This window comes from Cupriavidus phytorum, assembly GCF_003254285.1.
Lineage (GTDB): Bacteria > Pseudomonadota > Gammaproteobacteria > Burkholderiales > Burkholderiaceae > Cupriavidus > Cupriavidus phytorum.
Genome location: NZ_QKZN01000001.1, coordinates 999720 through 1012081 on the forward strand (window position 1 = coordinate 999720; position 12362 = coordinate 1012081).

Genomic DNA, 12362 nt, shown 5'->3' on the forward strand with positions numbered 1-12362 from the left:
GGGGGCAGCCGTGGTTCAGCTGGCAGCCGGGGCGGGGGTGGCTTTCTTCTTGCTGCTCTTGTTGTTCTTTTTCTTGGTGCCTTGCTTGGCCGGCTTCTTGTCGGCGGCGGACGGGTCGGTCAGGTCGGTGCGGGTGCTCTTGTTCGCGCCCTGGCTGTACGGATCGAACTTGTCGCCGGCCTTGGCGCCCTGGCTGTACGGGTCGAACTTCTCGCCCGACTTGGCACCCTGGGTATGCGGATCGAACTGCTGCTTGCCGCCGGTTTGTGCCTGCACGGCCAGCGAAGCGGCGCCAAGGCAGAGTGCGATCGCGGTCGCGACGAACTTGTTCATGGTTTCTCCTGAGATATGCCGCCGTCGGGCGGTCGTGTCTTTGGCCTCCCTGCACAGGGATGGCTCGGGCCAGTGTCGCCAACATCATTCACGACTGTCAACTTGGGGCTTGCCCGGCGCGACAAACTCATGGAAACCCTGAATTGCGGCGCCAGCGCGATTGCGCATGGCGCCGCCGGCGCGCCTTATTCGGTGACCGCGTCGGACGGATGCTTCCAGGCCGCGCGCACCTCGCCCGAAGGCGCCAGCGCCAAGTTGATGCCGCGGCTGCCGATGGGCTGCTGGAACCAGCGCTGCTGCAGCGCCTTGACCTCGGGGCCGGCGAAGGTGGTGGCCAGGGTCTGGTCGACCAGGCGCTTCCATTCGGGATCGGCCTTGGACAGCATCAGCGCGTTCTGCTCTACCGACAGCGCCGGGCCGACGATGACGTATTGCGAAGGATCCTTGGCGCGCGCGCGCAGGCCGGCCAGCAGCACGTCGTCCATCACGAAGGCCTGGGCCCGGCCCGATTCCAGCAGCAGGAACGATTCGCCGTGGTCCTTGGCGTAAACGTCGTGATAGCCGTACTGGCCCTTGAAGCGGCGCACGTGGCGGTCGCCGGTCGAGCCCGCGCTGGTGACCACGGTCTTGCCGCGCAGGTCGCCGAACGAGCGGATGCCCGAGTCGGCGCGCACCAGCATGCGCACTGTCGACACATAGTGCGAGACGCTGAACGCAACCTGCTTCTGGCGCTCGAGCGAGTTGGTGTTGGGGGCGCAATCGAGGTCGACCAGCCCGTTCACCACCGCCGGGATGCGGTTCTGCGGCGTCAGCGGCATCCAGCGCACCTTCAGGTCCTTCAGGCCCAGCTTCTGGCGCGCCGCCTCGGCCGCGCGCAGGCACAGGTCGACGGCATAGCCGGCCGGCTGGCCCTTGTTGTCGGCAAACGAGAACGGCAGCGCGGACTCACGGTAGCCCAGCACGATGGTGCCGGCGTCGCGGATCTTGTCGAGCACCGGGCTCTGGGCGCGCGCGGCAGCCGGGGCCAGCATGGCGGCTGCAGCGCTGGTGGCGAGCAGGAATGCCGCGAGCGGGCGGCGGGCGCTGGAAAGGCGGGTGGTCAGGGCAGGCAAGGCGAAGGCGGTCATGCGGGAGAAACTGGAAAGCAGCCGGCAATCCGGCGAAGACGCTAGGGTATACCCCAGCCGTTATGCGGCGAAGGACATTGTCGTCATAAGCAAATTCCCAGCTACGGCGCGCTCCCCGCATCGGTTGCACTGGTGAAACGCCAAACGGATGAGACCCCCGAGGCATCGGAAGCGCCGGTTGCGCCATCCGGACGATGGGCGACGGCGTCGGGCTCACCTACGCTTGCAAAAAACGACATGGCAACGGGACGGGGGGCACCATGGCAGCAAGCAATCGCGGGCGCACGACGATGGCGGCAGGTGCCATCGGCCGGCAGCGTCCTGGTCCACCGTCGCCGTAACACCGGGACCTGTGCCATGCACGCGGCCGCCACGCATGCGCGCGAGATCCGGCATGCCGTCCCGGGTCTGCCCGGCGACGCGCGTCCCGACGATGCGCTGCTGGACTGCCTGCTCTGGCTGGCCCGGCACTTCCACCAGCCTGCCTCCGCCGAGGCCCTGGTCGCCGGTCTGCCGCTGGAGGGCCATCGCCTGACCCCCGCGTTGTGCACGCGTGCCGCGGCGCGCGCAGGCCTCTGCGCGCGTCTGGTGCGACGCAAGCCCGACGAGATCCCTGACCGCGTGCTGCCCGCGATGCTGCTGCTGGACCAGGGCGAGGCCTGCATCCTGGTGCGGCGCGCAGAGCGGGGCATGCTGGTGGTGGTGCTGCCGGAGTTCGGCGACGGCGAACAGGCCGTGCGCGCCGAAGACCTGCTGGCGCGCTACACCGGACACGCCATCTTTGCCCGGCCCGCGTACCGTTCGGATGCCCGGGCTGCCATCGATGCCGCACCCGGTCACGCACCCGATCACGCACCCGGTCAAGCACCGCAGGCATGGTTCTGGGGCGTGATGCGGCAGTGCTGGCCGGTCTATGGCGAGGTGCTGCTGGCTTCCTTGCTGCTGAGCCTGTTTGCGCTGGTGATGCCGCTGTTCACCATGAACGTCTACGACCGCGTGGTGCCGAACCATGCGCTGGAGACCCTGTGGGCGCTTGCCGTGGGCGTCGGCCTGGTGCTGCTGTTCGAACTCGCCATGCGCATGCTGCGCGGCTACTTTGTCGACGTGGCCGGCAAGCGCATCGACGTGACGGTGTCCGCCACGGTGTTCGAGAAAGTGCTGGGCATCGAGATGCGCTCACGGCCCGCCTCGGTCGGCAGCCTCAGCAGCCAGCTGCAGGAATTCGAATCGGTGCGGGATTTCCTGACCTCGGCCACCATCACCACGCTGGTCGACCTGCCGTTTGCCGCGGTCTTCATCGCCGCGATGTTCTGGGTGGGCGGCCCGCTCGCGTGGGTGCCGCTGCTGACGGTGCCGCTGGTGCTTGGCCTCAGCCTGGCGCTGCAGGGGCCGTTGTCGCGCGCGGTGCGGGCCAGCAGTGCCTGCGCGGCACAGCGGCAGGCAGCGCTGGTGGAGACGCTGGTGGGGCTGGAGACCATCAAGACCACCGGCGCGGAAGGTGTCGCGCAGCGACAGTGGGAGCAGGTGGTCGGGCAGATGGCCAGGCTGGCGCTGCGCTCGCGCTGGCTGTCGGCGTGCGTCATCAACGCGGCGCTGTTCGCGCAGCAGGCCGCCACGCTGGTGGTGGTCGTCATTGGCGTCTACCAGATCGCCGACGACCGCCTCACCATGGGCGGCCTGATCGCCTGCACCATCCTGGCCGGGCGCGCGCTGGCGCCGCTGTCGCAGATGGCCGGGCTGACCACGCGCTATCACCAGGCGCGCACCGCGCTGGCCGCCCTCGACCGGATCATGGCGCTGCCGGTCGAGCGCCCGCCCGGCAAGCATTTCCTGCACCGCCCGCCGTTGCGCGGCGAGATCGAATTCCGCTCGGTCAGCTTCCGCTACCCCGGCCGCGACGGTGCCGCGCTCGACGGTGTGTCATTCCGCATCGCCAGCGGCGAGCGGGTCGGGCTGATCGGCCGCATCGGCTCGGGCAAGACCACCATCGAAAAGCTGATCCTGGGCCTGTATCCGCCCGATGCCGGCTCGGTGCTGGTCGACGGCGCCGAGGTGCGCCAGCTCGACCCGGCGGCGCTGCGGCGCGGTATCGGCTATGTGCCGCAGGACGTGATGCTGTTCAGCGGCACCGTGCGCGACAACATCGTGATGGGCGCGCCTTACGCCGACGATGCCGCCGTGCTGCGCGCCGCGCGCCTGGGCGGCGTCAGCGATTTCATCGAGCGCCTGCCCGAGGGCTATGATCTGCGCCTGGGCGAGCGCGGCGAGGGGCTTTCGGGTGGACAGCGGCAGGCCATCGCGATCGCGCGCGCGGAGCTGTTGCAGCCACCGCTGCTGCTGCTCGACGAGCCCAGCAGTGCCATGGACAACCGCACCGAAGAGCAGTTCAAGGCTCGGCTCGCGGCAGCGCTGGGCGAGCGCACGCTGTTGCTGGTGACCCACCGCGGCTCGCTGCTGAGCCTGGTCGATCGCCTGATCGTGATGGACCAGGGCCGCATCGTCGCGGACGGGCCCAAGGCCGAGGTGCTGAACGCGCTCGCGGGGAGAAAGCTCCATGTCGCCTCGGCCTGAACCCCGCGCCCTTGCGCGCCGCGTGGCCGCCGCGCTGCGGCCAAGCGACGACGACACCGCCTTCATGGATGCGCGCGACGCGGCGGCGCTGTCGCGGCCACGCTGGTTCGCGCACTGGATCCTGTGGTGCGCGGTGGTCTTCGTCATCGTGGCGCTGAGCTGGGCGGCGCTGGCACGGGTCGATGAGGTCGCTGTGGGCGAGGGCAAGGTGATTCCGTCGAGCCAGGTGCAGGTGGTGCAGAACCTGGAAGGCGGGATCGTGGCGCAGATCATGGTGCGGCCCGGACAGGTCGTCAGCAAGGACCAGCCGCTGATGCGCATCGACGATACGCGCTTTACCGCCTCGTACCAGGAAGGCCGCGCCAAGGACGATGCGCTGGTGGCACGCATCGCGCGCCTGAGCGCCGAGGCCGCCGGCACCGACTTCGTCGCCAGCGCGGGCGGCGACGGCGATACGCGCCGTTTCGTGGCCGAGGAACGCTCGCTGTTCGCCTCGCGCAAGCACGCGCTGGAAGCGAACCTGGCCGTGCTGCGCCGGCAGTCGGAGCAGCGCCGGCAGGAGCTGGCCGAAAAGCGCTCGCGCGAGCAGCAATTGCGGCAGAGCCATCGCCTGGTGGCGCAGGAGCTGGCGATGATGCGGCCGATGGTGGCGCAGGGCGTGGTTTCCGATGTCGATGTGCTGCGGCTGGAGCGGCAGACCAATGACCTCAAGGGCGAGCTCGACGCGTCGCCGCTGGCGATGCCGCGCCTGGAGGCGGCCTATCGCGAGAGCCAGCAGAAGCTCGACGAGGCGAGCGCGCATTTCCGCGCCGAGGCCATGCGCGAACTCAACCAGGCCAGGGCCGAGCAGGCAGCGCTGAGCGCGACCAACACCGCCTTGCAGGACCGGGTCGATCGCACCCTGGTGCGCGCGCCGCTGAGCGGGATCGTCAAGCAGCTCAAGATCAACACCGTGGGTGGCGTGGTCCAGCCGGGCATGGACCTGGTGGAAATCGTGCCCCTGGAAGACACGCTGCTGGTCGAGGCACGCGTGCGGCCGGCGGACATCGCCTTCCTGCGGCCGGGCCAGCCAGCCGTGGTCAAGCTGTCGGCCTACGATTTCTCCGTCTATGGCGGCTTTGCCGGCACCGTCGAACATATCAGCGCCGATACGCTCACGCCGGAGCGGCCCGGCGAGCGGCCCGAGAGCTACTACCTGGTGCGCGTGCGCACCCGCGACAACCGGCCGGCAGGCAGTGCGGTGCAGGTGCCGATCCTGCCCGGCATGGTCGCCACGGTGGATGTACTGACGGGCCAGAAGACGGTGCTCCATTACCTGCTCAAGCCCATCATCAAGACCCGGGACATGGCGTTCCGTGAACGGTAGGGACTGCGCTCGCACGCGAGCCCTTTTGCAACGATAACAAGCAAGGCATGGCCGCAAGGCCTGCATTCAGGACGGAGAGAGAACCACCATGGCAACCGTGACTGGCACCAACGGCAGCGACAGCCTCATCGGCACCGCAAGCAGCGACACCATTCTGAGCGGCAACGGCAACGACTATGTCAGTGCGGGCGATGGCAGCGACTATGTCGATGCCGGCAACGGCGACGATATCGTCGAGGGCGGCGATGGCAACGACACGCTGCTGGGCGCCAACGGCAAGGACCGCGTGTTCGGCGGTCGCGGCAACGACAGCCTGTCCGGCGGCAACGGCACCGACGCGGTCTATGGCGGCAGCGGCGACGACGTGATCGGCAGCGCCGACGGTGCGTCGACGCTCTACACCGGCGACAACGGCGGCGATACGCTGTATGGCGACGGCTACGACAGCCATGCCGACTATCTGCGCGGGCGCGGGCACGAATCGGCCCAGCCGGGCAACGACCGCATCCAGGGCGGCAACGGCGACGACCTGATCTTTGGCGACAACGGCGACGGCGCCGTCGTCGGCGGCGACGACATCATCGCCGGCGGCAATGGCAGGGACACCGTCTACGGCGAAGGCGGCAACGACACCGTCGCCGGCGGGGGCGGCGGCGACACGCTGGGCGGCGGCAGCGGCCGCGACACCTTCCTCTACAACGCTGTCTCCGATTCCACCGCGGCCGGCATGGACATCATCGCCGACTTCCAGCGCGGCACCGATCGGCTGGACCTGCGCCCGGTGCTGGGCGACACCGGCTTCCAGTGGGGCGGCCTGACGCCGACCGCCCATGGTGCCTGGTACCAGCAATCGGGCGGCAACACCTATGTCTACGTCGATGTCGACGGCAATCCCGCCACCGCCGAAATGGTGATTCGCCTGGACGGCCTGCACGACCTGACCAAATCCGATTTTGCCGGCTACGACAACCATGCCCCTACCGCCGCGGCCGATACCAACGCCATCGGCGAAGACAACCATCCGAACCCCGTTACCGGCAACGTGCTGGCCAATGACAGCGACGTCGATGCCGGTAATGTGCTCGCCGTGGCCAGTCCCGGCACCTATGTCGGCCAGTACGGCACGCTGCAGATCAACGCCGACGGAAGCTACAGCTACACCCTGGACAACGGCAATCCGCTGGTCCAGTCGTTGCGCCTTGGCGACCATCTCGATGAGTCGTTCGGCTATAGCGTGACGGACGGCCAGGCCTCGGCGGCATCGACGCTGAGCATCCGGATCAACGGGGCCAACGATGCCGCTACCATCACCGCGTCGGCTAGCGAGGACACGGCGGTGACTGAAGCTGGTGGCGTGGCAAACGCCACCGCAGGTGACGCGTCCGCTAGCGGCAGGCTGACGGTGAGCGATGTCGACACCGGCGAAGCGCACTTTGCCGCGGTGGCGCCGGACAGCCTGGTCGGGCAATACGGCACCTTCACCTTCAACAGCACCACCGGCGCCTGGACTTATACGCTGGACAACAGCAAGGCCGACGCGCTGATTGCGGGGCAGCAGGTCAGCGATGCGCTGACCGTGTCCTCGGCCGACCAGACCGCGCAGCAGACCATCACGGTCAACATCACGGGCACCAACGATGCGGCGACCATCACCGCGTCGGCGAGCGAAGATGCGACGGTGACCGAAGCTGGCGGCGTGGGCAACGCCACCGCAGGCGACACGTCGGCCAGCGGCACGCTGACGGTGAGCGATGTCGACACCGGCGAAGCGCACTTTGCCGCGGTGACGCCGGAAAGCCTGGTCGGGCAGTACGGCACGTTTACCTTCAACAGCAGCACCGGTGCCTGGACCTACACGCTGGATAACAGCAAGGCCGATGCGCTGACCGCCGGACAACAGGTCAGCGATTCGCTACTGGTGTCCTCGGCCGATCAGACCGCGCAGCGGACGATCACGGTCAATATCACCGGCACGAACGACGCAGCGACCATCACCGCGTCGGCTAGCGACGATACGACGGTGATAGAAGCCGGCGGCGTCGCAAATGCCACGGCAGGCGACGCCTCTGCCAGCGGCACGCTGACCCTCAGCGATGTCGATGCCGGCGAGGCCTACTTCGCCGCGGTGCCGCCGGACAGCCTGGTAGGGCAGTACGGCACGTTCACGTTCGACACCACCACCGGCGCCTGGACCTATACGCTGGATAACGGCAAGGCTGATGGGCTGGCTGCCGGGCAGCAGGTTATGGAATCTTTGACGGTGCATTCCGCCGACCTCAGCGCCAGCCAGGAAATCAAGGTCAATGTCGTGGGCGCCAACGATGCCGCCGTCAACAGCGTGCCGGGGGCGCAGTCGGTCGATGAAGACACGCCGCTCGTATTCGGCACGGCCACCGGCAATGCCCTCGGCTTCTTCGATGTGGACGGCGGCAGCCATACGGTGACGCTGAAGGCGAGCGGCGGCACGATTACGCTGAACGGCACGGCGGGACTGCAGTTCCTTGCCGGCGATGGCAGCGCGGACGGCACCATGACCTTCACCGGCAGCGACGCGGCAATCCACGCCGCACTGGACGGCCTGCAGTTCGTCGGCGACAAGGACTATGCCGGCACGGCCTCGCTGCAGGTGCAGACCAGCGACGGCGCGGCGACCGACACCGATGCCGTGGCGATCACCATCCATCCTGTCAACGATGCGCCGATGGCTGCCGCGGACGTGGTCTATGTCTCGAACAACACCGGCAGCATCCTGATACCGGTCAGTGCCTTGCTTGCCAATGACGGCGACGTCGATGGCTCGGCGCTTGCGATAACCGCGCTCGCCGGGGCCACTGGAGCCGTCAGCAACCTGCGGTTCGCGCCCGGCACCAATAACAGCTACATCATGTTCGACTCCGGCAACGCGGCGGCGGGAAGCTTCAGCTATACCGTCTCCGACGGTGCGGGCGGCACCAGCACGGCTACCGTGACGGTCAATGTCTCGTCGACCAATGGCGCGGCATCGGTGACGCTGGCAGGCCAGACTTACCAGGCCTCCTACCTCGACGGCGGCAGCAACAACGATGCGCTGAGCGGAGCCCCGGCCAGCGATGTCTTCATCGGCGGCGCAGGGAGCGACACATTGCGCGGCGGTGCGGGCGATGACGTGCTGCGAGGCGGCGCCGGAGACGATACGCTCGATGGCGGCGCCGGCATCGACATGCTGGACCTGTCCGATGCCAGCAGCGGGCTGGCATTTACGCTGGCGCAGGGCGGAAGCACGATGGTCAACCTGTCAGGCGTGGGCCTTGGGAGCGATACCTACAGCAATATGGAAGGCGTGATCGGGTCGCGCTTCAACGATTCGCTGACCGGCAGCGGCGCCAATGACGTCCTGCGCGGCGGCGCCGGCAACGACACCGTCGATGGCGGCGCGGGCATCGACCTGCTGGACTTCTCCGATGCCACCGGCGCGATCGATTTCACGCTGGTGCAGAGCAGCAGCGCGACCTCGGTCAATCTTGGCAGCGTCGGCCTGGGCACGGACAGCTACAAGGGCATGGAGGGCGTGATCGGGTCGGCCTTCAACGACACGATCAACGGCTCGGCCGGCAACGATGTGCTGCGTGGCGGCGCGGGCGATGACCAGCTGACAGGCGGGGCGGGCGACGACCTGATCACTGGTGGCGCCGGATCGGACACGCTTGCCGGCGGCGCAGGCAGCGACACCTTTGGCTTCCTGCGCGGCGAGGCCGCTTCGGTCGATACGATCACCGACTTCGACCTCGCGCCGGCCTCGGCAGGGGGCGACGTGCTGGACCTGTCGGAGTTGCTGTCGGGCGTCAGCGTGACCAGCGCAAACGTGGCGCAATTCGTCCGGCTGGCGGAGGTCGATGGCAATACCGTGGTCAGCCTGGACCGCGATGGCGGCGGCAGCGCCGCCGCATTCCAGGATGTCGCCGTGCTGCAGGGCGTGGTCGGGCTGGACCTGAATACGTTGCTGAGCAACGGCAACATCCATACGGCTTGAGCCAGTCACCGGCAGGAGGGCAGCGCAAGGGAGGAAACGGAAGCAAACAGCAACAAGCGGCAACGCAGGACGGTGGCACCGCCGCCGGCAGTATCAAAACCATAATAAGCGGGTAGGGCACCGCGTTCGGACGCGTGCAACGCACGAGCGCGGTGTACCCGGCAGGGGGAAGCATGACGACGACATGGTGCCGGCCGGCACCCGTGCTGCTTTGGATGGCACTGGCGCTGCCGCAGTACGCAGCGGCCCAGGCGCTGCCCCAGGCCGTCGACCTGGCCGTGCACAGCAATCCCGAAGTGCTGGCCGCGGGCAGCCGCCGCCTGGCTGCCGACGAGGGGCTGAAGCAGGCGCGCGCCGGCTACCTGCCGCGAATCGATATCGGCGGCGCCACCGGCCGCGTGCGGCTCGACAGCCAAAGCAGCCGCGTGGCCGGGATGTCGGACGCCTCGTATGGCCGCCATGCCGCCGACGTCACCATCACGCAGATGCTGTTCGACGGTTTCGGCGTGAGCAGCGATGTCGAGCGCCAGGGCGCCCGGATCGAAGGCGCGGCCTACCGGGTCGGCGCTACCGCCGAAGACATCGCGCTGCGCACCGTCGGCGTCTATGTCGAGGTCCTGCGTCGGCAGGAAACCGTGGCGATCGGCATCGCCAATCTCGAGGCCCACCAGCATATCCATGACCAGATCCGGCTCGGCGCCGACAATGGCGTACTGCGCCGCGCCGACCTCTACCAGGCCGAGAGCCGGCTCGCGCTGGCCAAGGCCAGCCTGCGGGCGGAGCAAGGCGCGCTGCAGGATGCCGAGGCGGCGTTCGTGCGCGTGGTCGGGACCACGCCGCAGTTCTTGTCCCGCCCGGCATCGCTGGCTGCCGTGCTGCCCGCGACCGAGCGCGAGGCGCAGCAAGTGGCCAGTGCCAGCCACCCTGCGCTGGGCGCGGGACAGGCCGATATCGCCGAGGCCGAGGCCGCACGCGCGCAGGCGCGCTCGGCCTTGTGGCCCAGGCTGGAACTGGAGGTAGGCGGGGCCCGCGACCGCGACCGTGTGCTGGGCACCACCGACGAGCGCCGGGTGATGCTGCGGGTGCGCTATAACGTGTTCCGCGGCAATGCCGACAAGGCTCGCATCAGCGAGGCTGGCTTCCAGATCCAGGAAGCCGAGCAGAACCTGGAACGGCTGCGGCGGCAGGTCCAGGAAAGCGTGTCGCTGGCGTATAACGCCAACCGAACCGCGCAGGACCGCCTGGCCAGCCTGCAGCAATATGTGCAGGCAAGCGATGCCACGCGGCTCAGCTACGGCAGGCAATTCCGCATCGGGCAGCGCAGCCTGCTGGACCTGCTCAATGCCGAGAATGAATACTTCAGCGCCCGCACCGCCTATGTGACGGGCCAGTACACCGAACTGGCCAGCCAGTACCGCATCCTGGCGGGCATGGGGCTGCTGCTGGCGACGCTCGACGTCGCGCCCCCCGGCGAGGCGCTGGCCCGGGCCGGGACGCGCACGGGGCAGCGCTAGCCCTGCGGGGCTCGCATGCCGCTGGCAGATGGCTGGCCGACGCATTGCTCATGGCAGCCTGCGACGCCGCCCAGCACAATAAAAAGGCCCTAACCGGAGCCTTTCATGTCACGCACTTTTTCCCTGGAAGCGGAATGTCTCGGCCTGCGACTGCGCGCCGGCACGGAACTGGTCTGCCGCGGCGGCAACCTGTGGCTGACCTTCGAGGTGCCGGGGCGGCCGTCGCCCGATGTGTTGCTGGCACCCGGCGAGCGCCATCGGCTGCAAGCGGATGCCGAGGTCTTTGTCGCGGCGCTGCACGGCGCGGGCCCGGCGCTGTGCCGGATCGAAGCGCCGCCGCGCCGGGCCGGGCCGCTGCGGTTCAGCTGGCTGCGGGGCGCGCGGGCATCTTGACCGTGCGCGCGGCTTCCTGGCAGATCCACTGCGCCACGCGTTTGACGTCGGCGCGCGGCTGCGCGGCGGCCTGGATCAGCCAGTAGGCGTTCGGGCTCGGCGGCGCTTGCCGCGCGGTGGGCACCAGCGCCAGCTGGCCGCCGTCGACCAGCGGCCGCACCAGTTCCAGCCGGCCCAGCGCGACCCCTTGCCCTGCCAGCGCCGCCTGGATGACCTGGTCATACTGGTTGAAGCGAAGCATGCCGCGCTGGCTGGCCTGGCGCAGGTCGCGCGCGGCCAGCCAGCTGCGCCACTGCAGCCACGGGCGCGGATCGTCGAATTCCAGCAGCGGCAGCTGCAGCAGCGCATCGCCGTGCGGCGCGAGCGCGGCCAGCAGCGACGGATGCGCGATCGGGGCGATGTGCTCGCCGAACAGGCGCACGGCATCGGGCGGCGCCGCGGCGTCGCGGCAATAGCGCACCGCGAGGTCGATCCCCTCTTCACGCAGGTCGCTGATGCGGTTGCTGGCCGACAGGCGCACATCCAGGTGCGGGTGTGCCTTCTGCAGGCTCCCCAGCCGCGGCAGCAGCCACAGGCCGGTCACGCCGATGCTGGCGGTGACGGTGACCGGCTGCCGGCCCTCGCTGCGGCGCACCTCGGCCACCACGTCCTGCAGCTGCTGCAGCGCGCTGTCGGCGCTGCGAAACAAGCGCTCGCCCTCGGCGGTGAAGGCAACGCCGCGATGCTTGCGCACGAACAGCTGCACCTTCAGTTGCGCCTCCAGCGCATGGATCTGGCGGCTTACCGCCGACTGGGTCAGGCACAGGTCGTCCGCCGCCTGCGTAATGCTCATGCGCCGGCCGACGGCAACGAAACCCTTGAGCAGGTCGAGCGAGAACAGGCGAACCAGCGGGGTGGACATGCAGAGAACTCCAGGCAGACGTGCGAGACCTCATTACAGCACGATCCGGCAGGTTCCTGCCATGCGTGGTGCGCATGGCAGGACGACCGAAAGATCGGTTGAAGCAAGGGCTGCCGTCGCTTGCAATAGAGCCATCGCGCCTGCAGGC

At 68.7% G+C, this 12362-nt stretch carries 8 protein-coding genes; 5 read left to right on the forward strand and 3 right to left on the reverse strand.

The window, feature by feature from the left end:
* Window positions 1-15: 15 nt before the first annotated feature.
* Together C7416_RS04320 and C7416_RS04325 are read right to left on the reverse strand one after the other, a co-directional pair.
* Entirely contained in the window at window positions 16-333 is a 318-nt protein-coding gene (locus C7416_RS04320; protein ID WP_111517267.1) for an amino acid ABC transporter permease, read from the reverse strand.
* Window positions 334-518: 185 nt separating this feature from the next.
* A complete protein-coding gene (locus C7416_RS04325; RefSeq protein WP_111517268.1) occupies window positions 519-1460 on the reverse strand; it encodes an amino acid ABC transporter substrate-binding protein in 942 nt (313 codons plus the stop codon).
* A 357-nt stretch (window positions 1461-1817) separates the two neighbouring features.
* Here C7416_RS04325 and C7416_RS04330 point away from each other — a divergent pair, with 357 nt between their 5' ends.
* From C7416_RS04330 to C7416_RS04350, 5 genes are all read left to right on the forward strand, one after another.
* Complete coding sequence (locus C7416_RS04330; protein ID WP_111517269.1) at window positions 1818-4031, forward strand: type I secretion system permease/ATPase; 2214 nt, start codon at window positions 1818-1820, stop codon at window positions 4029-4031.
* Complete coding sequence (locus tag C7416_RS04335) at window positions 4015-5397, forward strand: HlyD family type I secretion periplasmic adaptor subunit (RefSeq protein ID WP_111517270.1); 1383 nt, start codon at window positions 4015-4017, stop codon at window positions 5395-5397. Before C7416_RS04330 ends, C7416_RS04335 begins: the two co-directional genes overlap by 17 nt.
* A gap of 88 nt (window positions 5398-5485) precedes the next feature.
* On the forward strand, window positions 5486-9406 hold the full coding sequence (locus C7416_RS04340; protein ID WP_111517271.1) for a beta strand repeat-containing protein: 3921 nt from the start codon (window positions 5486-5488) through the stop codon (window positions 9404-9406).
* A 173-nt stretch (window positions 9407-9579) separates the two neighbouring features.
* Window positions 9580-10920 (forward strand): TolC family outer membrane protein, encoded by a 1341-nt coding sequence (locus C7416_RS04345; protein WP_111517272.1) that lies wholly within the window; start codon window positions 9580-9582, stop codon window positions 10918-10920.
* 105 nt (window positions 10921-11025) lie between these two features.
* The gene (locus C7416_RS04350) at window positions 11026-11313 is read left to right on the forward strand and encodes a DUF2917 domain-containing protein (protein ID WP_111517273.1); all 288 of its coding nucleotides are present in this window, start codon (window positions 11026-11028) and stop codon (window positions 11311-11313) included.
* Here C7416_RS04350 and C7416_RS04355 read toward each other — a convergent pair.
* Entirely contained in the window at window positions 11282-12214 is a 933-nt protein-coding gene (locus C7416_RS04355; protein WP_111517274.1) for a LysR substrate-binding domain-containing protein, read from the reverse strand. The two genes, C7416_RS04350 and C7416_RS04355, sit on opposite strands and share 32 nt — an antisense overlap.
* Between the last annotated feature and the right edge of the window lie 148 nt (window positions 12215-12362).